Below are 25,713 nucleotides of genomic sequence, written 5' to 3'. Positions count from 1 at the left end.
TACGCTTTGTGACTGAGCTTTACGCTTACCGGGTATTCCTGTAATTCAATACCTTGTGCATTTGTTGGGTTGCCTACCTCAACCCAAGCTTGTATCTTAGATGTATGTTAGGGGTGGTTGTAGAAACTGCCCCTATAGTTTTTTATAGAGGATGGTTTCGCACACAGACGCAAAGAGAATGAAAAGGAAGTCATCGTATTTATGAAAAACCGATAAAAATCAATCTGTCTGTCCCTGATTTCAGAATGCTGTATGTATTTTAATCTCAAGGTAGTAATTTTCCTGATGTTAGCTGAGTAATGCTGAAACAGCAAATAAAGAACTTAAGAGTTTTTTATGAAAAAAAATACTATTTCTCGGTTCTGTAGTTATACATTGATTGGAATCATCTCCTTAATATTTGTTTTGGGTACAACTACATCTGCGTTACCACAGATAGTCAAAGCTTCCCTAATTCAACCAAATTCCTCAGTAGAGGCTACCTTAATTTGGCCTACTAGCGGCACTGTTTCTCAAGGTTTCCGTAAATATCAACATGAAGGAATTGATATTGCAGGTGCGATTGGTACACCTATTTTTGCGGCTGCATCAGGTACAGTTGTTAAAGCTGGTTGGGATGATTGGGGCTTAGGTAATTTTATAGAAATCAAGCATCCAGTTGGTAGTGTAACAGTTTATGGTCACAATCGACGTTTGTTGGTCAGTAAAGGTCAAGAAGTTAATCAAGGACAAATAATTGCAGAAATGGGATCTACAGGTAATAGTACAGCGCCTCATTTACACTTTGAGGTCTATAAAAATAGTAGGTTAGCTGTTGATCCTCTGGGAATCTTATCTTCTTTAACTACTGCTAAACTACCATTAGAAAAACCTGTTTCCCCTTCACAACCTATTCCTGTCAATATTCCACCCATAACAACTAACAATGAATGTGCAGGGATGACAGTTATCATCGGTGAGACTGCAAAAATGCGGGTTCAAGTCTGCGAAGAAAAAGGTCAACTATTTTACATTGGACAATTAAAGCAAGATGCCAGTAAACCTTTCAAAATAGCTGCTTGGAATGTTGGGAAAAACACATATCGAGCAGATAACGGTTCTTTTTCATACTTAGTTAGTCCAGACAAGGTGGAAGTGTGGCGCAATGGTAGTCACATTCGTTCTGATAATTTTAATACTTCCCATCACGCTGGCAATTAAAATTACTGTCTCTTTAAGTAAGTTATGATTTCTTGAAAAATACCATAGTGTGACAGTTGAAAGGGCGGAATATAGCTTCAAAATTTTGGCCAATTAAAGAGTATAAAATACGTCTAGATTAAATCTAGAAAATATCACCGTCACTGTTTGTAATATCCCAACTACTTACATCAAGGAGCAGAAAATTATGGAATATATGGCTTATTCGTATATGTACATGGCTAATGAAGAGACTCCCGTTAATGTGGAGTTGAATCTTCCCAAGTTGCAATTTAATTGGCAAAAATTACTGAAGTCTTCTGCTTGGTTGACTTTAGCAGGTGTAACGGTTTTACTTGCTGCTGCTTCCCAAATTCAGCAAGCTTCCGCAGAATATGTCAGAACTAATGGTAGTTGTTTATATATCCGCCGGGGTCCTAGCAGTGGTAATTCATCTGTAGCTTGTGTACCTAATGGTACAAATATTGGGAATACAGGCAATGTCCGTAATGGTTATGCTCAAATTACTTCTGGGCGTTATCAAGGAAATTATGTTGCGGAAAGATGGATTAGTATGAATCGTGGAACATCCCCTCGTAGTCATGGTTCTGGTGTTGGTGGTCGGGTTTTTCTGAGACCAGGAGCTAGAGGTGAGCGCGTGAGAATAGTTCAAAGAGCTTTAGGCATCAGAGTTGATGGTGTTTATGGACCAGAAACTACTCGCCAAGTCCGCAACTTCCAACGACGCAATAATCTCCTTGTTGATGGGGTAGTTGGTCCAGCTACTCGTGGCGCTTTGGGTATTAGTTAGAGGGAATAGGTGACAGGTGACAGGTGACAGGTGACAGGTGACAGTGAAGAGGAAAGGGAGCAGGGAGCAGGGAGCAGGGGAGAATAAATTTCTTTCCAATCCCCAATCCCCAATCCCCAATCCCCAATCCCCAATCCCCAATCCCCAGTTTCCTTAACCCAGATAATTGTTCACGATTTGCAAAATCCGTTCTGCTGCATGACCATCCCCAAAGGGATTAATGGCATTGGCCATTGCTGCATAAGCTTCTGGGCTACTTAGTAACTCACTGGCAGCAGCAACAATTCTTTCGGTTTCCGTTCCTACTAATTTCGCTGTTCCAGCGGTCACTGCTTCTGGTCTTTCTGTGGTGTCTCTAAGAACGAGTACGGGTTTACCGAGACTGGGGGCTTCTTCTTGCAAACCACCGGAGTCTGTTAATAATAGCTGCGATCGCCCTATCGCTCCTACTAATTCACCATAATCTAATGGTTCTGTCAAGAAAATGCGGGGATGATTACCTAATAACTGCTGTAATGGTTCTCTAACTGTAGGATTCCTGTGTAAAGGCAATAATAAAGCTGTACCAGGAAACTTATCTAAAATCCGTAAAAATGCTTGAGCGATCGCTTGCAGTGGTTCTCCCCAATTTTCCCGACGATGCACTGTAGCTAATATCACCCGATATTCATCCCAGTTTAAACCCGATATCTCACAAGCTGGGTTAGTTACAGCTACATTCAACAACGCATCAATCACCGTATTACCTGTCAGATGAATTTCACCCAACACACCAGAAGCCTGTAAATTTTCCACCGCGAGGGAAGTGGGAGCAAAATGTAATTGGGTGATTTGGGAAATTAACCTTCTATTCGCTTCTTCTGGATAGGGATTAAATAAATCATCAGTTCTTAACCCAGCTTCCACATGGCCAACGGGGATTTTTTGATAAAAAGCGGCTAAAGCTGCCGCAAAAGCAGTTGTTGTATCTCCCTGGACTACAACTAAATCTAAGTTTTGTTTTATAAATAAAGCTTCTAAACCTTGCAAACTTCGACAGGTAATATCATTGAGAGATTGTTGAGGCTGCATAATATCTAAATTATGATCTGCCTTGAGGTTGAACAACTGCATCACTTGTGCCACCATTTCCCGATGTTGTCCAGTCAGAATTACCTGCACTTCTAAATCTGGAGAACTTTGAAAAACCTTAATTACTGGTGCTAGTTTAATGGCCTCTGGACGAGTACCTAAAATAATGCCAACTTTTTTAATCATTAGTCATTAGTTAATTAGTCATTAGTCATTAGACATTAGACAACTGACAACTGACAACTGACAAACATGAAAAAACCCGGCTTAACCGGGCAGACGCACTGTTTGTCGAATTTAGCAATGTTAATTATTTGAATTCACAGGTTAAAGGACAAGCAGCATAAACGGTAGTCTGCACTTTGTCTGCTTCACCATGTAGCCAGCTTAACCACTTAACTTCTTTAGGATGAATTCCTTTAGCAGTTAGTACACCAGCCACTATCAAAACTGTCAGCACGTTGAACATGATTAAACCACCTGCTACTAGCAGCACTGCACTAACAGGCATCACAGATTGCAGGACAATTGACAACAGGCATCCGACCGTAGCCATAACAACAACTAATGGAAAACCGACAACCAACAGGCATACTGCCAATGTGAAAGTCCAGATTAAAAAGCTTTTAATCATCAGCAAGGAGTAGGTCTTCCCCTGATTAGAGCTTTGAGCCAAAACCATGACTTTTCCTCCCAATTACACAGCAAAGTTTAAAGTTGAATTTCAGTTGTGGCTTGCATAGAAAGCAAGTTAACTGTTTTGATTCAGTGAAATCCAGTATATAGAAACCTGTGGGAAAGATGAGCATTTCTTTACTAAACTTTACAGTTAATTTTTTGTAAGTGTGAATTTAAAGTCCAGTTCACGTTTTAGTAGCCCGTTATGATTGAGTATATGCCTTGAGGAATATAACCTTATAGATAGAAAAGCCAAAAGCTGATCCCCAAAATCTATGTCTCAGTTTGCTTAACATTTCTTATAAAAATTTGGATTGCTTCTCATAATTCAAAAGACAGGGCGAGAAAAATTATCTGCGGCCTTTGCTGCATAGGAGAAAATTTCTCAAGTTACATCTTAAAACCTCCGTATATAAAATTTAATGTATTACTAAATACGGTTACTATTTAAAATATTTACGTGATGCTGCTGAAGATTAACCTGTGTAAAACAAGGTTATATTGATTAAAGAATTTGTATATAACTGACTAAATCCTGGAATTAGCAGCGAAAAAACACATAGATGGAGGTGGATTAACTGAAACTAGCTATTGATTGCGCCAGGGAATTGGTAATTATCCTTTCTGTTCCCTCTCACTTGTTCTATGCAATTAACCAGGAAATTAATTGTCGATTTAATTTTTGATCTACCCAAATTGAAAATATATGACAGAATCAACGTCTCGGAATCTACCACCCAAACCACCAGCCCCACCAGCCCCACCAGCGCCAGGTATACAAACCTCCATTACACAACGCAACACTACACAAATGTTGCAGATGCCAGCAGAGAAAAGAGCTAATTCCCCTGTGAATGCACCGCCACCACCACCAGGAACGGCTCAACGTCCAGCACCACCACCACCAATGTCATCTGCTCCAGCTAGTTCTAAACAGCCTGCGGGATTAACCCTAGCGCAGTTGATTCAAGAAGCTTTTGATCAAGGATTTTCTGATGTTCACGTAGGTGTAGGTGAAATACCCCGTTTTCGTAACCGGGGAGAAATTCAAACAACGAACTATCCAGAAGTTGATAAACCAACCTTTATCAGTTGGTTACGGGAGATCATGACGGATGGAGAAATCCAACGCTTTCAAGACAACCTAGAATTTGACGGTGCGACTCAGTACGAATTTGCCCGTGTACGGATTAACGTTTTTGACTCTCTTAGGGGTTATGCAATGGTGTTGCGGTTAATTCCGCTGAAAATATTGTCAATGGATCAATTGAGATTACCACCAATTTTTCGGGATATTTGCCATTATCACAAAGGTTTGATTTTGGTGACTGGTCCGACTGGTTCTGGTAAATCTACCACAATGGCGGCGATGGTTGACTATATCAACCGAGAAATGCCCAAGCACATCATCACTATTGAAGATCCCATTGAATTTGTGCATCAAAGTCGTAAGTCTTTGGTCAAGCAGCGGGAAGTGGGAATGCACACCCGGAAATTTGATAACGCCTTAAAAGCAGCTTTGCGGGAAGATCCAGATTTGATTCTGGTGGGGGAAATGCGGGATAAAGAAACTGTGAATACTGCTCTCAAAGCGGCTCAAACTGGTCACTTGGTTATGGGAACCCTGCACACTAATAGTGCTGTGAAAACTATTGAACGGATTCTCAATTTGTATGCAGGTGAGGAACAGGATGCAATGCGGGTAGCAGTTTCAGAATCTTTAGTAGCGATTATCGCCCAAGGTTTATGCCGCACAACTGATGGTAAACGGGCAGCTTTCCACGATATCCTCATTAACACTGAGGCGGTCAAAGAATGGATTAAAGATGGTAAGTATGATGAAATTGGGGAACTGATGAAACAAGCTGGCTTTGACGGTATGATTACCATGAATCAGTCTTTATTCAATCTCTATCAAGAAGGTCGTGTTACTGAAGAAACAGCTATAGAAATGTCACCAACTCCCAATGAAATGATGCAATTCCTCAGAGGACGTGTTTAATTGGGAATTGGGGATTGGGGATTGGGAATTGGCAATTGGCAATTGGGAATTGGCAATTGGGGTATTGACTTCTCCTGTCCCCAGTCCCCACAGTCCCCAGTCCCCAGTCCCCAGTCCCCAGTCCCCAGTCCTCAGTTCCCAAACTTCTATGACCAAGCTGAGTACAGACCAAGTATCTAAACCCCAGTTGTTTAAAGGGATTGCTTTGTTTACACCTGGGGGAGATTTAATTTACTGTATTGATCCTAGTAAGCAGGGTCGATGGCATTTGCATTTGTGTGCGGCTTTGCAAGAAATGTTGGATTTATCAGAGCCGCCACATTTTCTAGTACCTTGTTATACGGCGACTATTGATCATTGGTTCAATCCGCGTACACAACAAATACAAACTTTTGCGGAAGCTTATCCGGCAGTTATGCGTCATCAGTCTGTACTAAAAGCAATTTTTGGTACGGGGGATATAGTATGGCAAACAGCCCCTTGGCAGGAAGGATTATGCGATCGCATGGTGTTAGCTACTTATCGTGCTTCATTCCCCCAACTCTGGGAAGATCATGATTTAATTGTGCGCTTAGACCGTGCAGAGATAGCATCACAATACCAGCAAAATCAGCTGCATCTACAACAGGGAAAACTCAATACTCAAGGTTATGTTTTACGGTTATTTGTTGCTGGTCATAGTGCAGCAACTGAACGCAGTTTAAAAAATTTACATCAATTATTAGAGCGATCGCTCGGTTATCCCTACACTCTCAAAGTAATTGATGTTTTCACACATCCAGAACAAGCAGAAATTGATCAAGTTTCCGCAACTCCCACTTTAGTTAAAGTTTGGCCTCACCCAATTCGCCGCATTGTTGGCAATTTGGATAATGTAGAAAAACTTTTACAAATGTTAGGTGCAAAGGAAATATGAGAAACCGCCATCATTAGCTTTATATAATGCTCGATAATAAAATCAGTCGTTACTCCTATTATTTTCACCCCTATGTACTTTACTTGGTTAGATAGCAATAGTTGGCTGATAGAAATTGGTGGACACAGGATACTCTTAGATCCTTGGTTAGTAGATTCCTTGACTTTCAATAATTGGGATTGGTTATTCAAAGGTTCGCGATCTCAAGATCGACCAATACCGGAAAATATTGATTTGATTTTATTATCTCAGGGTTTGGAAGATCATGCTCACCCACCCACTCTGAAGCAACTTAACAAGAATATTCCCGTTGTTGCTTCTCCCAATGCAGCTAAAGTAGTCAAAGAATTGGATTATACCACGATAACCACACTCAATCATGGTGAAACCTTCAGCTTGAATAATCAAGTAGAAATTAAAGCCCTTCCTGGTTCTCCCCTTGGACCGACTTTGTTAGAAAATGGTTATGTTCTGAAAGAGTTGGTAAGTGGTTTCACACTCTATTATGAACCTCATGGGTATCATTCACCCCAACTTCAGCAGCTTGCACCTGTAAATGTAGTAATTACACCAATTGTTAATTTAGGTTTACCTTTGCTGGGTCCAATCATTAAAGGTATGAATAGTGCTTTAGAAGTTGCTAAATGGCTGCAACCTCAAATCATGCTACCAACAGCAGCTGGAGGAGATATTTTATTTGAGGGATTGTTAAACAAATTTATTCAAGCTGAGGGAAGTATTGAAGAATTTCAGGTGTTATTAGATAAAAATAGTTTAGCTACAAGGGTAATTGCACCTCAACCTGGTGAACAGGTCGCTTTTTAGTCTGGAAGTCTGTAGGAGATAGATTCCCGATTTCTCAGAGAAGTCGGGGATCTTGTTTACTAAAACCAGATTTTTTAATAAAATAATTCAATCAAAAGACCGCAGAAATATCATAAAACTATTATCAATGGATTGGATTACTTTACTGCGATCGCTACAGTCTGATTTTATTAAAAGGTTAAAATCTGGTTCTCTTCTTCATTGTGAAACCGAAGGACAACATAGCGAATTAACTATCATCTCTGGACAAAGATTAAAATCATTACGAGATTTTTGCTGGTTAATGGCAGAAAAATATAAACGCACTTCTCCAGTTCGTGATGTTTTTATCAACAACCTAAAAGGTAAATTAGGTGAAGAAGTAGTTAAAGAACGTTTAGCTGAATTTATTACTGAAGTTGATTATGAAAAACGCTTTGGTGGTGATGGTAAAAGTGATTTTACTCTTACCTCAAATCCTGTCGTTGGTGTAGAAGTTAAATCTCGTCACGGTACTATTAATAACGTGAGATGGTCTGTTAGTTCAGAAGAAGTAGAAAAAAATACGGTTATTGTTTGTATTTTAATTCAAGAAGAAGTCAATGAAGCACAATCTGAATATCATCTTTTTTTAGCTGGGTTTCTTCCCACAAAAATGATTAAGTTGAAAACTGGCAAAATTGCTTTTGGAATCAATCAATTATTATATGCTGGTGGTTTATTATCCTATCTAGAACAATCACAAACTTCGATCAATCAATTAGTTCAACAAACATCATCTCTGGAACAATTAAAAAAATCTCATCCTGTTTTAGATGCAATTTTAGATCCTCTTAAATTGGGTGATACTTATTTTAAAAATGGTGATTATGCAGCAGCAATTAACAACTACAATCAAGCCTTGCAATATCAAAGCCATGATGCTGATATTTATTACAAGCTAGGTTTAGTTTATCATCAACTAAAAGACTATTATACAGCAATTACAAATTATAACCAAGCGATAAATATTAATATAAATCATGGTAAAGCATATAATAAAAGGGGCTGTACATATTATCAATTAGGTGATTTTTGTAGAGCGATCGAAGATTATAATCAAGCTATCAGAATTCATCCTGATATGGCAATTATTTACAAAAATCGTGCTGAAGCTCGTTCTCGAATAGGAGATCATCAAGGAGCAATTGAAGATTATAATCAAGCAATTAAAATTAATCCTCAAAGCCGGGAAATTGCCTCTTGTATTGTAGATGATCAGCAAAGATTAATAGAGTCAATTAAAGTTAAACCTCATGATGCAGTCGCTTATAAAAATAGAGGCAATGCTCGCTGTGACTTTGGAGATTATGAAGGAGGAATTGCAGATTATAATCAAGCAATTAAAATCAATGCTAATGATGCAGAAGCCTATTATTATCGTGGTAATGCTCATTTTGATTTAGGAAACTATGAAACCGCAGTAGATGATTTTAACAAAGTAATTAAAATTAAATCTAATTACACTGATGCTTATTATAATCGTGGTAATGCTCGGTTAATTATCGGAGATAAACACCTGGCAATTGAGGATTTTCAAAAAGCGGCAGATTTATATTGGCAAGATGGTAAAATAGAAGAATATAAAGACACACAAGCGATTATTTTAGATTTAGAAATTGAGGAATCATTAGATATTTTAAATTTTTGAATAATGTCAGAATTAGGACACCCTGCGGGAAGTCAAAAGTTAAAAGTCAAAAAATAAAAGATTTTCAGGATTTAAAGATTTCAGTAATTTTCTTATTGACGAAAGATTGAGGATTGTTATAGTTGTAATATTATTTTAATTATCCAGGTGTTTGAATATGAATTTCAACTTTAAAAAAAGTAGTGCTTTGTTAGCTTTATTTTTCCTAGTTAGCAGCAGCTATTTTCATGATGTTGCTCAAGCATCGGTAAAAAATCAGCCGCAGTTAATAGTAAAACAGCAAGTTAATCGCAAAACTGCTCAACCACATACTGTTTTTAAGTCAATTCTACCTAAATTAAAGCAAAATACTAAAATTAGGATTTTATTACCTAGCTATATTCCTGGTTTGGAAGGGGAAAACCCACTTTACGCAATTATCGAAACTGCTAACAAAAATAAGTATGACATTATACTAGGATTTAGCCCAGACTGTAATGGTGGTTCAGCTTGTCGTTTTGGGATGATTAGTGCAGAAGCTATTAACAAAACAACCCCTAGACTTAGTGGTAAAGCGATATCTTTAGCTAAAGGTAAAACTGCATATTTTGTAGATTTTCAATGTGGTGCGGGTTGTTCTGATGCGACTTTAACCTGGCGACAAAAGGGTGTACAGTACACTCTTGGGTTAAAAGCAGGTAAACAAAGTGAGTTGGTAGAAATGGCTAAGTCAGTAATTACACCTTAAAATTCTGTCACTTGAGGAGAATCTTAGTTTCACAATGAGTCTAATGAATCAAAACCCCCTCTAACTCTTAGTAGTGGGGGTTTACAAAACTTAATATCCGCCTTCTTCCTCGTATTCCACCTGTCTTTCTTTGACCTTTTTGGGAATATTCACTGGTTTTGGGACATCTTCCCAAGCATCACCTTCTACATCATCATAATCGTCGTAGTCATCCGCGTAAGCTTTGCTAAGGGGCTGAGATTCGGATTTTTTGGGTGGTGCTTGATATCTATCTTGACTCGTAGCCTCACTCCAGTTATCTTCTTCTTCCTCTTCGTATTGTATGGATTCGTAGGAACGGGCTTGCATGACTCGGCGTTGTGGCCGTTCTTCTTCTATATAGTCCTCATTCCATTCTTCTTCCCGTGCTACGGGTTCAGGAGTGCGAACTTTGGGCTTAGGTGGCTGTAATGGTACTCCGCTAGGTAGTTGATTTGCTGGGGAAACTGTGCGGGGTGCAGAATAGCCATATTCTTCTTCTGCGTCTCTTTCCCAAGGTGCTTTACCAATACCCAGACGTTCTAAAACGCCCACTGTTAATTGATTGACTCTTTCTTCTGCACCTTCAAAAACAATCAATCTACTCGGTCCAGTGCTGACGACTTCGTCTATTGAGATTTCGTAGGTACTCAAAAACTGGTCGGGTATTTGGGGTACTCCCAAGGAGGCAATGACTATAGAGTAGATTTTACCACTTTCGCCATTGAACTTAAAGCCCCTGACCTTACCTAAAACTTCGCCAGTTTCGGTAATGACTTCCCAGTTCATCAAGTTGCTGAGGGATTCTACTTCAATGTCTTCGATGACATCTTCATTATCAACCAGTATCACATCACCAATTTGGTTGATACTGTTAAGATACATTTGGCGGGGCAGACCAGAGATAGAGATCAGGCTGTCTCGCAAACCAAGCGCCACAACCTCTCTTTGATCAATGTCAACCCAAACTTGACTCACGATACCTAACCGTTTACCGTTATCGCGAGTGATTACTTGGGTGTTTAATATATCGGAACGTCTAATTACTTGTTCGGAGGTCATTATATAGGTCGTCCTGTTCGCTTAACGTGCCGTAGGCAATCTCGAATCCGGTTTATCTATAAACTATTTTTAACAGAAAATCAAGGTAATTGGTAATGGGTTCTTGGTCATAATATTATTTTACTCTTGCCTTTTGCCTTTTGCCTCGTGCCTTTTGCTTATCACCTATCACTTAACTTAATACCCAAAACTTGAGTATAAGCTCCCCCAGCTTGAGTCACCCCAATTGTCCGCTCGGCTGATTCTATCATCGGACGGCGCAAACTCACAACAATAAACTGTGCTTGTTGTGCCTGTTGTTTAATCATTCTAGCTAATCGTTCCAGGTTTGCCCGATCTAAAAACATATTAATTGTCCCAAATTTATGTCCTCAAAGGCGTAAAATAATAAAATTTCAGGCTTTAAACAATAAATCATAGATAAAAATAGATAAAAATGAATTTGCTAACAAAGCTATCAATTTCAGTTATTATTCCAGTTTATAATGGTGGTGATTTATTCCGGCAATGTTTGTCAAGTCTGAGCGCATCCCAGATTAAACCTACAGAAGTGATTGTAGTGGCTGATGGCGATACAGATAATTCTGGGCAAGTAGCAGCAGACTGGGGATCAAAGGTAATTAGAGTTGAGGAGAAAGGGGGACCAGCACAAGCGAGAAATTTAGGTGCATCTGCGGCTGGAGGAGATATCCTTTTTTTTGTGGATGCTGATGTAGCGATCGCTCCAGATACCATCCAACAGGTAAGATTAGCTTTTACAGAAGATGCAAGTCTAGCTGCTTTGATTGGTTCTTATGATGATGCTCCAGGAGCAGCTAACTTTCTTTCTCAGTACAAAAATCTTTTTCATCATTATACCCATCAAAATGGCAATGAAGATGCTTTTACATTTTGGGGGGCTTGCGGTGCAATTCGTCGGGATATATTTTTGGCGATGGGGGGTTTTGATGAAAGTTATCGTCGTCCTTGTGTGGAAGATATTGAGTTAGGTTATCGTTTGAAAGCAGCAGGTTACAAAATTGCATTGGTGAAAACGCTGCAAGTCAAACATTTAAAACGATGGGGAATAATATCTTTAATTAAAGCCGATGTGTGCGATCGCGCTTTACCCTGGACTCAATTAATACTCCGTCAAGGAGAAATGCCTTCTGATCTCAATCTTGGTTGGTCTAGTCGGCTAAGTATAATTTTAGTTTACTCTTTATTACTAAGTTTACTTGCTAGTTTGTGGCTACATAAACTACTTGTCATGACTATGATAATTAGTTTATTACTGATAATTATTAACTTGCCAGTGTACCGCTTTTTTCTCAACAAGCGCGGTCTTATATTTACTTTCAAGGTTTTACCCTGGCACTGGTTTTACTATTTTTACAGTGGTTTAGCCTTCGTGATTGGTATTTTGAGGAAAGGTATAAAATAATAAACGTTTGTGATATGATATCACAAAATAATATTATTAATAATAGGTAGTAATACTTGAAAGATAGTTGTACTGTGGTAATTATTGGTGCTGGCCCGGCCGGTTTAACAGCGGCTCATGAGCTAATTAAGCAAGGTACTCAGCCAATTGTATTAGAACAAGCTGACCGAGTAGGGGGAATTTCTCGGACAGAAACATACAAAGGATATCGGTTTGATATTGGCGGTCATAGATTCTACACAAAAGTTGGAGAAATTCAGCAAATTTGGATAGAAATATTGGGGAATAACTTTCTGAAAGTCCCTAGACTATCACGCATTTACTACAATGGTAAATTTTTCAACTATCCTTTAGAACTAAGTAACGCATTATCAAATCTGGGAATTATTAACAGTTTGCTAATGTTATTTAGTTATTTGCAAGTTAAAATCAAACCTCATCCAGTCGAAGAAAATTTTGAACAATGGGTGTGTAACCGGTTTGGCAAGAGGTTATATGCCACTTTTTTTAAATCTTATACAGAGAAAGTTTGGGGCATTTCCTGTACAGAAATCAGAGCCGATTGGGCAGCACAACGTATTCAAGGAATGTCATTAAAAAGGGCAGTCTTAAACAGTCTATTTAAGACCAACCAAACTAAATCCCTGATTAAAGAATTTTACTACCCAGAATTTGGACCGGGGATGATGTGGGAAAAATGCCAAGAAATTGTCACCAGTAAAGGAGGAACAGTTCATCTCAACACGACGGTAGATAAAATTTACCATCAAGATCATCAGATTCAAAAAATTAGTGTTCGACAGGAAAATCAAACTTTTGATTTACAAGCAGACCAGTTTATCTCTAGTATGCCGGTTACTGCCTTGATATTACGATTAGATCCCCCAGCACCGACAGCAGTTTTACAAGCAGCACGCAGTTTAAAATATCGGGATTTTTTAATCGTATCTTTAATAATTGATGAAGCCGATTTATTTCCCGATAACTGGATTTATATTCATAGTCCAGAATTTAAAGTAGGACGAATACAAAACTTCAAAAACTGGAGTCCGGCAATGGTTCCAGATAGCAGTAAAACTTGCTTGGGTATGGAATATTTTTGTTCTGAAGGTGGTGAACTTTGGTCAATGTCAGATAGTGAATTAATCGAAATTGCTAGTAGAGAAATTGTAGATTTATCTCTGTTATCAAATATTAATAAAATCGAAGATGCGACAGTGATTAGACAATTAAAAGCTTATCCTGTTTATGATGAGGAATATCGTCAACATTTGCAAGTTATTCAAGATTATTTGCAGAATTTTGAGAATTTACAAACCATTGGACGTAATGGGATGCACCGTTATAATAATCAAGATCATTCAATGTTAACAGGATTATTAGCGGCGAAAAATATTCTAGGAGAGCATCATGATTTATGGGATGTAAATACTGAACGTTCTTATTATGAGGAGTTTACAAAAAAGGACTGAAGAGGAAATAATTAAAATCCACAGCTATGTTAGAAAACCAGATTTTATTTTCAATCATTATTCCTACCTATAATCGTCCACAGCCATTAACAAATTGCTTGCAATCTATAATTAACTTAAATTATCCTCGTAACTGCTTTGAGGTGATAGTTGTGGATGATGGTAGTAAAATCTCTTTAGAAACGGTGGTTAAAACGTTTCAAAATCAGCTAAATCTCACCTTCATTTCCCAAGCTAATGCAGGTCCAGCAAGTGCTAGAAATACAGGTGCAAAGCAAGCACAAGGAAAATTCTTAGCATTTATAGATGACGATTGTACACCTGCAAATAATTGGTTACAGGTTTTAGAAAGTTACTTAATTGTTAACCCAGATGATTTGATTGGTGGTTGTACCGTCAATGCACTTTCTGAAAATATCTTTGCTACTGCTAGTCAGACATTGCTAGATTATGTTTATGCTAATTATAATGCCAACCCAGAAAAATCTATTTTTTTCGCTTCTAATAACATAGCTATATCAAAAAAAGTTTTTCTAGAAATTGGTGGATTTAACATACTATTTTCAATAGCTTCAGAAGATCGGGAATTTTGCGATCGCCTATTATCTCACAATTATAAGATGAGGTACGCTCAAGAAGCAATAGTATATCATGCTCATTATTTAACCTTAACTACTTTTTACCGACAACACTTTAATTATGGACGCGGTGCATTTCTATTTCACAAAACCTATTCCCAACGACATCCCCAACAAAAAAGTATCCAGCCTTGGTCATTTTATTTTAAACTATTAACATATCCTTTAAAACAAAAATATTCTCAACCGGCTGTCCTCCTTTGTTTTCTGATTTTGCTATCTCAAATTGCCACAACATTAGGTATGGTTACAGAAAAGCTATTATCTCAAAATATATTTAACTCACAACAAATCAACAATGTTTAAATTAATCAAAATTATTAAAACCATATTTCCTCTAATTCAGCTTTATCCTTGGGGGATTCCAGCAATCGTCATTTTAGGAATTTTGGCTTCTTTAGCTGAAGGTATAGGAATTAGCTTATTAATTCCATTTTTGCAAAACCTACAATCAGGAAATTCTCTAGTAATTAACAATCCAATTATTCAAAATATTGACCAATACCTGATTAATTTTCAACCTCAGCAACGAGTTTTAGTGCTTACTTTATTTATCTTAGTAGCAATTCTGATTAAAGCGGTTTTATCTTATATTTATACTGCACTTTGTTCATGGTTGCAAAATTCTACTCTCCATCGGTTACGCACCGCAGTATATAAACAATTGATTGCCGTTAGTCAAAGCTTTTGGGATACTAATAAAAGTGGTGAACTTTTAAACTTAATCACCCAGGAAACATACTACTCAAGTCAAGCATTGAGTTTTGTAATTTGGGTAATCATCAATCTGTCCATGATTGGCATTTTCGGTTTATTACTGCTGTTAATTTCATGGAGATTAACATTATTAGTAACATTGGCATTTTTACTAATTTCTATATTAGTCCACATTCTGACATCGAAAACAGAGGCATTGGGACGAGAATGTCAACAAGCAAATAGTTATTTGAGTAACCTCACATTAGAAAACTTTACTGGAATTAAAACCATTCGGGCATTTGGTAAAGAAAGCTACGAAGAAAAACGTTATTACCAAGCTTCTAAAAAATCCCGTGATTCTGGTATAAATTTAGCCATGCAATCAGTAATGATTGAGCCTGTTTCTGAAGCATTATCAGTAGCAATATTGATGTGTGTAATGTTGATTGCATTTTACACTAAAGTTACTCTTCCTGTACTTATCACTTTTATTTTTATGCTTTATCGTTTGCAGCCACAAGTCCAAAAACTTAATAGTAACTTAAGTCAGGTAATTGCTTTGAGTAATTATGTTAAATCAGTTTTTTCATTACTAGAATCTGAAGATAAACCCTATATTATTTCTGGGGATGTTAGTTTTCATGAATTAAAGAAAGGAATTACTTTTGAGGATGTAAATTTTTTATATCCTGCTCAAAACAAACCAGCTTTAGAAAATATTTCTCTGTTTATTCCCAAAGGGAAAACTACTGCTTTAGTTGGCTATTCAGGAGCAGGTAAATCAACTATAATTAGCTTGATTTTCCGCTTTTATGATGTGACATCAGGAGAGATTTATATTGATGAATATCCCATCAAAGAACTTGATTTAGCTACATGGCGCAGTCATATTGCCTTAGTTAGTCAAGATGTGCATATTTTCAGTTCTACAGTTAGAGAAAATATTGCCTATGGTCGTCCAGATGCTACAGAAACAGAAATTATAGAAGCAGCCAAACAAGCTCATGCCCATGAATTTATCTGTGAACTTTCTGAAGGCTATGATACATTTGTCGGTGACAGAGGAATTAAACTTTCTGGAGGACAAAGACAGCGTATTTCTATTGCTAGAGCTATTTTGTGTAATCCTGAGATTTTAATTTTGGATGAAGCTACAAATGCTCTTGATAATATTTCTGAAAAATTGATTCAAGAGTCAATTGATATCCTAAGTCAAAATCGAACTGTGATTGTTATTGCCCATCGCTTATCAACCATTAAAAATGCTGACCAAATCATCGTTTTAAAACAAGGTAAAGTAAAGGAACAGGGTTCTTTTAATGATCTGATGGAGAAACAAGCTGTATTTCATGAACTCTATCAATTAGACTACCAAAAAACTCAAAATTAAACTGCGATAAAACAGGATCTTAACAACAATGACTTTAGTGAGACTAATTGAAGGCTATCTAATTGAAGGCTATCGAGAAGGAAATCCGATAATTTCCCAAACTCTCCATAGTTTGGGAATTTGGAAAGGTATTCAATTTACAACACAACCAGTTAAAGAATGTGATTATCTTATAATTCTTAACTGTCTAGAGCGAGATGTTCAGGTTAATTGTCCCCGTGATCATGTTTGGGCAATTAATCAAGAACCACCAATTAAATGTTTTGACTACTTTTATAAATACGCGGAGCGATATTCGAGAATATACACTCCAGACGTTAATAATAAAGGAAAAAAATATATTCACAGTCATGGAGCAATAGGTTGGTGGATCGGCAAAGATTATGATTTTCTCACTTCTACTGAAATACCGACAAAGAATTTAACTCTTTCTTGGTTGACTAATGCAGATACATTTATGGAAGGTCAAGTCAATCGGCTTAATTTTTGGAATTATATTCAAAGTGCAAATTTAGATATAGATTTTTTCGGGAAAGGTTTTCCAGCACCAGTGAAACCAATTGATGTGAAGTGGGATGGAGTCGCTCCTTATAAATATACATTAGCAATTGAGAACTATAGCGGTCTTTATTATTGGTCAGAAAAAATCGCTGATGCTTTTTTAGGGTATACTATGCCTATTTACTATGGTTGTACTAATATTACTGATTATTTCCCCAAAGAATCCTTTGTCTCCATTGATATTAATCAACCTGAAGAAGCTGTAGAAATTATTAGAGAAACCATTAATAGTGATCTCTGGCTTCGCAATCGGGACGCGGTGATCTATGCTAGGGAATTAGTGCTGCAAAAATATAATCTATTTGCTTTTATAGCTGAGGCAATTATAGAGGATCAACTGAAAAATGAGTCGAATATCCAAGTTGTAAAAGAGTGTATAAAGTTAAATCGTGATCAGCCTATATTGTATGGTGAAGATGTCATGAAAATTGTCAATCTACTCTTAGCAATAAGTAGAAAGATTTTACCTAAGTCATTGCGACATTGGTTATGGCTGAAGATTGGCGAAAAATTATTTTATTCTTGAAGATTTTGCCATCAGCTACTATCAATTTCTTCTTAAGAAGCACGTCATTAAAATATTACTCATGATCACCCAATCTTATTGATGAGAGATATAAACTTATGAATCAACATCCTTTAGTTTCTTGCATTATCATTTTCCTCAATGGTGAAAAATTTATTGAGGAAGCAATTAAAAGTATATTTTCCCAAACCTATCCCAACTGGGAATTACTACTAGTTGATGATGGCTCAACGGATAACAGCACAGTTATCGCCTTAGAATATGCTCAAAAATATCCCGAAAAAGTCCGCTATCTAGACCATGCAAATCATCAAAATCGAGGGATGAGTGCTTCCCGTAATTGGGGAATTGATCACGCTCAAGGTGAGTATATTACTTTTTTAGATGCTGATGATGTCTGGTTGTCTCATAAATTAGAACAGCAACTTGCCATTTTAGAATCGCAACCAGAAGCGGCAATGGTTTATGGATGGGTAAAAATTTGGCATAGCTGGACAGGTAATTCTGAAGATAGTCAAAGAGATTATTTTTGTGAATTGGGAGTTTCACCGAATACTCTGATACAACCTCCACAACTATTAATTAATGTTTTAAAGGGGCATTATCAAGAACCTGTCCCTAGTAATGTAATAATTCGACAGGATGTGTTTGAAAAAGTTGGTCGTTTTGAAGAGAATTTTCGAGGATGGGGAGAGGATAAAGTTTTTTTTGCCAAAGTACAATTAAAGTTACCAATATTTGTGTCCGATGAGTGCTGGATTAAATATCGCCAACACCCAGATTCTCATTGTCACCTAGTTCAGAAAGATAAAAAACTAATTCCACCAAAGTTTAAAAAATTTTTAACCTGGCTGGAGCAATATTTAGTTAATCAAGATATGAAGAATACAGAACTTTGGCAAGTATTACGGAAAATGAAACTTCTTTATCATCATCCTTTTGTATTCTTTTTCTGGCGTGGTTATGTAGAATTATTGATACCGATAGGTCGGCGTACCTTACCTGTTAAATTTCGCCATTGGTTATGGATAAATGTAGTTAGTAAATTGTATCACCTTAAAATTGAAAGACCAATTCAGTAAAATGTTAAACAATGTCAAACTCTACTTCTAAAATTACTTTTTTCATCCACTCTCTTGATTGTGGTGGAGTTGAAAGGAATAGTCTCAACCTGATCCAAAATTTTGTTACAAGGGGATTTAAAGTTGATTTGTTGTTACGCTCTGCTCAAGGGGAATATTTATCACAACTACCACCACAAGTCAGAATTGTAGAATTAGGAACCAGTTTTCAAGGACTATTAAAACTAATTAATTATCTAAAACAAGAAAAACCTCTCAACTTGTTTTCAGCGATGTATCCCATTAATGAGATGGCTATATTGGCAAAATACCTCACCAAGTCATCTACCCGAATTATTGTGTCTATTCATAGCATACTTTCTTCTCAAGAACATATTGTTGAATTTCGGTGGCCAATTCTGAATAAAATTCACGCGCATTGGGTAAGGTTATCGGCTCGATGGTTCTATCCTTGGGCGGATGATATTGTTATCGTTTCTCAGGCAGCAGCCAACGATTTTGTGCAAGTAACTGGTATTCCTCTATCTCGGATTCAGGTAATTTATAACCCTGTAATCACACCTGAACTTCTGGAAAAGTCAAAACAGCCCCTAGAGCATCCTTGGTTTAAGCAGGGAGAACCTCCTGTTATTTTGGCAGTGGGAAGGCTACATCAGGTCAAAGATTTTTCTAATTTGATCCGAGCTTTTGCGATGGTGCGACAGGTACAACCAGCTAGATTGATGATTTTAGGGACTGGATCGGAGAAAAAGCAACTAAAAGCTTTAATCTCTGAGTTGGGTATAGAACAGGATGCTATGCTACCAGGCTTTGTAGATAATCCCTATGCTTATATAATTGCCTCATCTGTCCTAGTTTTATCTTCTCTTGCTGAGGCTTTGTCCATGGTTCTCATTGAAGCGATGGCTTTAGGAACGCCAGTTGTATCCACAGACTGTCCTAGTGGACCAAGGGAGATTTTAGCCGAGGGGAAGTACGGAGAGCTAGTACCTGTTGGTGATAGCCAAGCAATGGCTGAGGCTATAAAATGGGTGTTAGCAGGTAACACTAAGTCTGTTGATGCAGCTTGGCTTGAGCAATTTAGTACAGCGACGGCCACTCAAAAATATCTTGATTTATTTAATTTTCGTGACGAGGGTGTTTGAAAAGTCTTGAAGAGTCAAATTCTTCGCTGGATTTTTTCCCAAATGCTGATGTTAACCAAGAATTACATAATCAAGTACAAAATTATCTGCGTTTAATTATTACTGCTTGTACCTCATTTGCATGAGAATTGCTGTATCTATTCTCAAAAATTATATCAGGCAAATGCTATAATTACTAAATTAAGGGATGAAAAATATAAATATATTGTCAAATGAATAATCAATCAATCATAGTTGTTTTGAAAAAGCTCACTCCTTCAAAAATCATCTTTTGTCTTTCCCTAGTTTTAACTTTACTCTGTTTAGTCTATTTCACCAGAGGCTATTATTACTTAGTTTTAGATAAACACCTGGGTGCAGGGGATTTATATTCTCGCTGGAAAGAACAACAATATATCTATCGCGGTTTATATCCTTATGATATTACTAAAAATTCGCCTTTTATAGATCCCCAACTAGGAAGAGTCATGTCGGGAGGATATCCACCTTGGGCTTTTTTCTCAGGCTTGATATTTTTTCCACCTATTTCTTTTGAATTGACCCGCTGGTATCATGCTTTATTAAATACCATATCCTTAGTTATTTTAGCTATTTTTGCTTATCAAATAGGCAAACCTTATGGAAAATTAAAAGCCTGGTTTACGGTCAGTGCTTGCTTATCACTTGCTAGTCATTCTACTACTTTGAGTGCTGGGCAATATGGCATCATTATTAATGCTTTGTTAATTGGAATGTTTTGGTTATTGCAGAAAAATTATAATTTATCAGCAGGTTTAATATTAGGTTTAGCTTTACTCAAACCCAATATTTCCGCACTGTATTTTTTTATTCCCATGATCAAAAAAAGAATTAATGCAGTATTGGTTTGCTGTCTCTATATTGTTATTTCTAGTTCAATCATAGGAATGCTTGTGAAAGTTTCTCCTATTTATATGGTTGCAAAAATGATTAAAGTTTCCCAATACTATGTTGATACAGGATATTCAGGAATTAATGTTCTCATGAATTTTGGAATTAACCCACTTGTAGCGACAATATTATTAGCTATAGTTGCAACTGCTATAATTATCGGTTTATTTTATTTATTTAAGGATCATTCTGTGCTGTTTCTCTTTGCGATTGCTTCTGTTATAGGTAGGTTATGGACTTATCATCTAGTTTATGATAATGTCATGTTAGTTTTTTTGTTATTAGCACTAATAGATCTAACTTTTAAAAAATCAAATAAATCCAATATTTTGATATTAACCTTACTTTTATTAACTCTATTAATTCCTTCTAGTATGACTCGTTTACCTTATGTAGAAATAATACAAAGTATAATTTGGGTTGGTGCTTTGTTTTATATTTTGATTTATCAGAAAGAATTTAAAGAGGATGTAATTCGCAATTCTTAGTTACATTTTATCACCTTTCACTTAACTTAATACCCAAAACTTGAGTATAAGCACCTCTAGCTTGAGTTACGCCAATTGTGCGTTGCGCTGATTCTATCATCGAACGACGCAGGCTCACAAAAATAAACTGCGCTTGTTGTTCTATCATTCTCGCTAATCTTTCCACATTTGACCGATCTAAAAATATATCTACTTCATCAAATAAGTTTTTTTCCGACAGTCATACTCAGAGCAACAGTATTCTCCTGTGGTCGCATCTATGTTAAGCTAATTCGTTATAAGAAGTTTAAATGCTCAAGTTGCGAACATTATCCTCAATCAGCGACGCTAAGGCAGGGAACTAATCAATCATGTATCAAATAGATCCACCATTATCTCCTCAAGAAGCATTGCCAACTATGTATGATTTACCTAGTGAAAACCAGGAGGAGCGAGGATTGTCAGATGAATTTCACCTATTACAGCCTGAATTATTACGCCTTACGTTTCGTCCACCTACCTATACTGAAGATAATATATTTACAGGTAGTGATTTAAACTTATATTATGATTCCCGCCATCCCCAATGGTATAAACGCCCAGATTGGTTTGCAGTATTGGGGGTATCTCGATTTTATCAAGAAACAGAACTCCGATTAAGCTACGTCACTTGGCAGGAGGGAGTAAATCCTTTCGTAGCTATAGAATTGATATCACCAGGTACAGAAGCAGAGGATTTAGGCAGAAGTTTAAGGGAAGTTAATCAACCTCCCAATAAATGGTCAGTTTATGAACAAATCCTGAGAATTCCCTATTATTTTGTTTATAACCGTTATACAGATGAGTTTAATTGTTTTGGGTTGGTAATGAGTCGTTATCAACCTTTGTCAATAAATGGACTAGGAGTATGGTTAGAAGAAGCAGAACTGGGTTTAGGCTTATGGCATGGAGAATATCAAGGATTAACTAGATCGTGGCTACGTTGGTATGATCGAGATAATAACTGGTTGCCTACACCTGTAGAACAAGAAAAGCAGCGTGCGGATTTAGCCGAAGCAGAATTAGCTAAATTAAGACAGTTAATAGCAGAAAAAGGAGTTAATTTGTAGTATTTCCGTAAGAATTTCTAGGGTTCAGGATGAAGGATGGAGAACAATTTTCTTTTATCTTCCCTGTTCTCTGCTATATCAAGTTTTCTGTATCATGAATCCTTACATATTTCCTGTCAACCAAATATCAATATTTAAGTTGTACCCAAGTAAGTAAAATGCAACCTACACAAGCAAATTACGAGATTTATGAACAAGATTATCCTGAATGGTTAAATATTACTCTTAACCAACTGCAAAATCGGGATTTAGAGAATATTGACTGGGAACATTTAATTGAGGAAATTACTGCATTGGGAAACGAACAAAGACGCAAAGTAGAGAGTTATTTACTCAGACTTTTAATTCATCTACTATTGTATAATTATTGGAGTGCAGAAAAAGATTGGTCAGGGAAGGGTTGGGAAAAAGAAATTGATAACTTTAGGCTTGAATTAGATTTATTATTGGAATCTAAAGTTCTTTATAATCATTGTACAAAAGTATTAGGAAAAATCTACATCAAAGCTAGAAATAATGCGATTCGTAAATCTGAATTATCTTCAGAAATTTTCCCTGAAAACTGTCCTTATTCTTTAACAGAAATTCTCAATCCTGAATGGTTGCCATCATCAAAATAAATCTAACCCACAGAAAAAAGTGAAATGAAAGTCAATGTTAAGCGATTCCTACGGAGAGCTTCGCGATCGCACTTTATCAATCTAACCTACGAGCGACAAGCACAATAGGAACAGCACTAGGCTATGATTCATCTGGTAAATATCCAATTCTTGATATTAGAGTATTAAACAAGCGATCGCAATATCGCAATAAGGGGAAAGTAGATATGTTAGGGCTGGTTTTGCGGTTTTGTCCATTTACCTAAGCGTTGGGTTGTGGAGCGTACTTTTGGCTTTTATACTTATTATGATGTTACTAAATTATGTTGGCGATCGCAAGCTTATGATTTAACTCTGATATATCTGGGTAAATCAATTATCAGTGTTATGGAAAACCCAGTTGCATTTTTACATATCACAGGAAGATTTAACCGAGAAATTTGGAGATATTTGCGCTATTTTGTAAATAACTGGCATACATTTATAAATTAAAATTTTTAATGGTGTCAATAGTATTTTCCCTGTTTTTTGGGATAACAATAGCCTTTGCTGTACTTCTCTGTATTGGATAGTAAACGAAAAGTATAATTTAGTACAAAAATATAAAGATTTGATATTTCGCGTTGTAACCTACTATGGGTGATATTTTAGTGTTATGTTGCGCTATTGCTAACCCCCCTACAGTTGTTTTTGGGTGCGGAGATGTGAAATTTAAGTGAGGTGATGTAGTGATATTTTTAGGTGATATCTGGGTTGGAATATAGCAGTTGGGGACTGTATCATAAAACGTGAATTATGAAGTTGGAATTAAAAAATCCCTCAGCTTCACAATTCAGGTTTTATTAGCTCTAACGCTTCTAACGCTGAAGTCAATACTGAGTATAAATTTGAGTTTTGAGTTTTGATGCCTGAACTCAAAACTCAAAACTTCAAAAATCAGTAGAGCATTTAAGCCATTTGATTTTCAATCGCCCACCGTGCTAGTTCAGTCCGGTTGTGGAGATTGGTTTTACCCAACATATTGGAAACATGGCTTTCAACGGTACGCTGACTGACATTTAATTCTTCAGCGATTTCCCGGTTAGCTAAACCCCTAGCCACAAACTGTACTACTTTCAGTTCGGTTGGGGTCAACTGAACATCAAAGGGAACCTGGATACGGGAACCGTTTTCCCCTCCCTTAGTTTGATGTTCTTTCCAACGGATAGTTTGCTTAAGTGAAGATTCTACCTGGGCTACGAGTTCTTCTGGTTCAAAGGGCTTGACCATATATACATCAGCCCCTTTATTCAGACCTTTAACTCGGTCTGCACTTTGTCCCTTAGCTGACAGGAAGAGAACAGGTATCCAGCTGGTGCGTTCATTTTGCCGCACTTGTTCGACAAAAGTGTACCCGTCCATTTCTGGCATCATCACGTCACAGATGATCATGTCTGGAACATCATGTTCTAAAATATCCAGAGCTTCTCGTCCATTTTCGGCCGTGATGACTTCGTATCCCCGGAATTCTAAGTAATCCTTCACCAGCAAGATGAGGTTAGGGTCGTCATCAATCAATAGAAGTCGTTTGTGATCTTTCATGCTGGACTCTTTCATAGCAGTGGCACTTGTCGCGCTTAAATCCATCAAGGGCTTGAATAGTTATCCTCTATGGTGGATTATGTGAGATGTTGTGTATGCAAAACAAAACTTACACAAATTGTTCATAGCAGAGGCGTATTTGGAATATACCCTAGAACAGTTTGTTGTTTGCTTCCTGCTTCCACCAAGCCCGTCACCGGGTGCTTGTCCACAGGCGTAAATTCCGCGCTGGCCGCACGTACTGTTTTCCCACTTAACTTGCCTTTATGGCTTGTTATTGTGAAAGTGGTGGTCACTCTTAACATATTACTAGTAACTTAATGGCAAAAGTCTAGTAAGGATACGGAGAGCAATAGTATTTATAATGCGCTATTATATATTCCTTTGAAAGAAGCGGGCTAAAAAACCTGATTAAATCATAATCCGTCTGGTTGACAAGTTCAGTATTTAACTGAAGATGACCCTAACTGACAACTCACCCGCACTTTCATTTGTTTACTATTGCTCTGCGCTATATCCTTTGGATGTTAAGCCTCTATGTCGAGGTTCACAAGAAACGAAGGCAGTTTCTGGCAAGGATGGGTTAAAAAGGCTTGTGCTTCAACTACCATCATGCCAATTAAGTGTTCTGGGATGATCCGCTCAATGACTTCCGGTTTTGTTTGGCTGTACCAGACCCCATCTGGGTAAACTACCATTATCTGCCTAGAACAACAAATACGCAAGCAGTTGATTTTAGCTTTGAGGATGCAAATCGGATAACTCTTATTTCTCTGGTCAAAAAGTCGCTCCTTGAGTCACAGTTTTCGGCCTGGCTAGAATTCTAGACTGGGCTGTTTTGACCCCGATGGATCACAAGTGTCTAGTCATAAGAAACAACAGCCTTTTCTGTGAAAATTTGCCAGTCCTGGAGCGTCCACACAATTACTTAGGGCTTTCAATTCCTCAGCTTTAGTAGTGTTGGGGATGATAGGGCTGTTGTGTCGCACTGTATTGTTACTCATTAAGCGGCTCCCTGATTACAGTTCTATAACAATTTCCCAGCTTTGGAAATAAAGTTGTCCATATAAAAATATTCACTACCTACGCAACAGAACCAGACAACTACAACAATTAGGTATTTATACTTCGGGATTGGTGATTGAGGATTGGGG

The 25,713-nt window shown here is 37.2% G+C and carries 22 protein-coding genes and 2 pseudogenes; 18 read left to right on the top strand and 6 right to left on the bottom strand.

Annotated elements, in window-relative coordinates:
- The first annotated feature begins 336 nt into the window (after window positions 1-336).
- Together VB694_RS15480 and VB694_RS15475 are read left to right on the top strand one after the other, a co-directional pair.
- On the top strand, window positions 337-1,200 hold the full coding sequence (locus tag VB694_RS15480; RefSeq protein ID WP_323361213.1) for a M23 family metallopeptidase: 864 nt from the start codon (window positions 337-339) through the stop codon (window positions 1,198-1,200).
- Between the two features lie 196 nt (window positions 1,201-1,396).
- Window positions 1,397-1,990, top strand: a complete 594-nt coding sequence (locus VB694_RS15475; RefSeq protein WP_323361212.1) for a peptidoglycan-binding domain-containing protein — start codon at window positions 1,397-1,399, stop codon at window positions 1,988-1,990.
- 153 nt (window positions 1,991-2,143) lie between these two features.
- On the opposite strand, the gene wecB is transcribed toward VB694_RS15475, so the two are convergent.
- Window positions 2,144-3,247 carry a non-hydrolyzing UDP-N-acetylglucosamine 2-epimerase gene (gene wecB, locus VB694_RS15470; RefSeq protein ID WP_323361211.1) on the bottom strand — a complete coding sequence of 368 codons (1,104 nt, stop codon included), beginning with the start codon at window positions 3,245-3,247 and terminating at the stop codon, window positions 2,144-2,146.
- Between the two features lie 124 nt (window positions 3,248-3,371).
- Window positions 3,372-3,743 (bottom strand): hypothetical protein, encoded by a 372-nt coding sequence (locus VB694_RS15465; RefSeq protein WP_323361210.1) that lies wholly within the window; start codon window positions 3,741-3,743, stop codon window positions 3,372-3,374.
- 702 nt (window positions 3,744-4,445) lie between these two features.
- On the opposite strand from VB694_RS15465, the gene VB694_RS15460 reads away from it, so the two are divergent.
- The 5 genes from VB694_RS15460 to VB694_RS15440 all read left to right on the top strand — a co-directional run bounded on the left by VB694_RS15460 (window position 4,446) and on the right by VB694_RS15440 (window position 9,878).
- Window positions 4,446-5,741 carry a type IV pilus twitching motility protein PilT gene (locus VB694_RS15460; protein WP_323361209.1) on the top strand — a complete coding sequence of 432 codons (1,296 nt, stop codon included), beginning with the start codon at window positions 4,446-4,448 and terminating at the stop codon, window positions 5,739-5,741.
- 148 nt (window positions 5,742-5,889) lie between these two features.
- Complete coding sequence (locus tag VB694_RS15455) at window positions 5,890-6,657, top strand: circadian clock KaiB family protein (protein WP_323361218.1); 768 nt, start codon at window positions 5,890-5,892, stop codon at window positions 6,655-6,657.
- Between the two features lie 72 nt (window positions 6,658-6,729).
- Window positions 6,730-7,482 carry an MBL fold metallo-hydrolase gene (locus tag VB694_RS15450; protein WP_323361208.1) on the top strand — a complete coding sequence of 251 codons (753 nt, stop codon included), beginning with the start codon at window positions 6,730-6,732 and terminating at the stop codon, window positions 7,480-7,482.
- 127 nt (window positions 7,483-7,609) lie between these two features.
- A complete protein-coding gene (locus tag VB694_RS15445) occupies window positions 7,610-9,151 on the top strand; it encodes a tetratricopeptide repeat protein (RefSeq protein WP_323361207.1) in 1,542 nt (513 codons plus the stop codon).
- Window positions 9,152-9,308: 157 nt separating this feature from the next.
- Window positions 9,309-9,878 carry a hypothetical protein gene (locus tag VB694_RS15440; protein ID WP_323361206.1) on the top strand — a complete coding sequence of 190 codons (570 nt, stop codon included), beginning with the start codon at window positions 9,309-9,311 and terminating at the stop codon, window positions 9,876-9,878.
- Window positions 9,879-9,968: 90 nt separating this feature from the next.
- Here VB694_RS15440 and VB694_RS15435 read toward each other — a convergent pair whose 3' ends face one another.
- Entirely contained in the window at window positions 9,969-10,958 is a 990-nt protein-coding gene (locus VB694_RS15435) for a PRC-barrel domain-containing protein (protein WP_323361205.1), read from the bottom strand.
- Between the two features lie 161 nt (window positions 10,959-11,119).
- Window positions 11,120-11,311 (bottom strand): annotated as a pseudogene (locus VB694_RS15430) (hypothetical protein); the annotation flags it as partial.
- Window positions 11,312-11,394: 83 nt separating this feature from the next.
- On the opposite strand from VB694_RS15430, the gene VB694_RS15425 reads away from it, so the two are divergent.
- The 8 genes from VB694_RS15425 to VB694_RS15390 all read left to right on the top strand — a co-directional run bounded on the left by VB694_RS15425 (window position 11,395) and on the right by VB694_RS15390 (window position 21,291).
- Window positions 11,395-12,381 carry a glycosyltransferase family A protein gene (locus VB694_RS15425; RefSeq protein ID WP_323361204.1) on the top strand — a complete coding sequence of 329 codons (987 nt, stop codon included), beginning with the start codon at window positions 11,395-11,397 and terminating at the stop codon, window positions 12,379-12,381.
- 56 nt (window positions 12,382-12,437) lie between these two features.
- Window positions 12,438-13,853, top strand: a complete 1,416-nt coding sequence (locus VB694_RS15420) for an NAD(P)/FAD-dependent oxidoreductase (RefSeq protein ID WP_323361203.1) — start codon at window positions 12,438-12,440, stop codon at window positions 13,851-13,853.
- Between the two features lie 26 nt (window positions 13,854-13,879).
- Window positions 13,880-14,797: a glycosyltransferase family 2 protein gene (locus VB694_RS15415; RefSeq protein WP_323361202.1), complete on the top strand. Its 918-nt coding sequence runs from the start codon at window positions 13,880-13,882 to the stop codon at window positions 14,795-14,797.
- The gene (locus tag VB694_RS15410) at window positions 14,790-16,580 is read left to right on the top strand and encodes an ABC transporter ATP-binding protein (RefSeq protein ID WP_323361201.1); all 1,791 of its coding nucleotides are present in this window, start codon (window positions 14,790-14,792) and stop codon (window positions 16,578-16,580) included. Before VB694_RS15415 ends, VB694_RS15410 begins: the two co-directional genes overlap by 8 nt.
- 28 nt (window positions 16,581-16,608) lie before the next feature.
- Window positions 16,609-17,667 carry a glycosyltransferase family 10 domain-containing protein gene (locus VB694_RS15405; RefSeq protein ID WP_323361200.1) on the top strand — a complete coding sequence of 353 codons (1,059 nt, stop codon included), beginning with the start codon at window positions 16,609-16,611 and terminating at the stop codon, window positions 17,665-17,667.
- A 98-nt stretch (window positions 17,668-17,765) separates the two neighbouring features.
- A complete protein-coding gene (locus VB694_RS15400; RefSeq protein WP_323361199.1) occupies window positions 17,766-18,749 on the top strand; it encodes a glycosyltransferase family 2 protein in 984 nt (327 codons plus the stop codon).
- Window positions 18,750-18,760: 11 nt separating this feature from the next.
- On the top strand, window positions 18,761-19,894 hold the full coding sequence (locus tag VB694_RS15395) for a glycosyltransferase (protein WP_323361198.1): 1,134 nt from the start codon (window positions 18,761-18,763) through the stop codon (window positions 19,892-19,894).
- 212 nt (window positions 19,895-20,106) lie between these two features.
- A complete protein-coding gene (locus VB694_RS15390) occupies window positions 20,107-21,291 on the top strand; it encodes a glycosyltransferase 87 family protein (RefSeq protein WP_323361197.1) in 1,185 nt (394 codons plus the stop codon).
- A gap of 10 nt (window positions 21,292-21,301) precedes the next feature.
- On the opposite strand, the pseudogene VB694_RS15385 reads toward VB694_RS15390, so the two are convergent.
- Window positions 21,302-21,493, bottom strand: a pseudogene (locus VB694_RS15385) (hypothetical protein); the annotation flags it as partial.
- A 148-nt stretch (window positions 21,494-21,641) separates the two neighbouring features.
- Between VB694_RS15385 and VB694_RS15380 the strand changes: the two are divergent.
- The 3 genes from VB694_RS15380 (at window position 21,642) to VB694_RS15370 (ending at window position 23,470) form a co-directional block, all read left to right on the top strand.
- Window positions 21,642-22,379: a Uma2 family endonuclease gene (locus VB694_RS15380; protein WP_323361196.1), complete on the top strand. Its 738-nt coding sequence runs from the start codon at window positions 21,642-21,644 to the stop codon at window positions 22,377-22,379.
- A 158-nt stretch (window positions 22,380-22,537) separates the two neighbouring features.
- Entirely contained in the window at window positions 22,538-22,999 is a 462-nt protein-coding gene (locus VB694_RS15375) for a DUF29 domain-containing protein (protein WP_323361195.1), read from the top strand.
- A gap of 255 nt (window positions 23,000-23,254) precedes the next feature.
- The gene (locus VB694_RS15370) at window positions 23,255-23,470 is read left to right on the top strand and encodes a hypothetical protein (RefSeq protein WP_323361194.1); all 216 of its coding nucleotides are present in this window, start codon (window positions 23,255-23,257) and stop codon (window positions 23,468-23,470) included.
- Window positions 23,471-23,926: 456 nt separating this feature from the next.
- On the opposite strand, the gene VB694_RS15365 is transcribed toward VB694_RS15370, so the two are convergent.
- Entirely contained in the window at window positions 23,927-24,604 is a 678-nt protein-coding gene (locus VB694_RS15365; protein ID WP_190558489.1) for a response regulator transcription factor, read from the bottom strand.
- Window positions 24,605-25,713 lie beyond the last annotated feature (1,109 nt).

The sequence above is a fragment of the Anabaena sp. UHCC 0451 genome, from assembly GCF_034931405.1.
Taxonomy (GTDB): Bacteria; Cyanobacteriota; Cyanobacteriia; order Cyanobacteriales; family Nostocaceae; genus RDYJ01.
The sequence above is the reverse complement of the archived record's forward strand: the minus strand, read 5'-3'. Positions and strand labels throughout refer to the sequence as shown.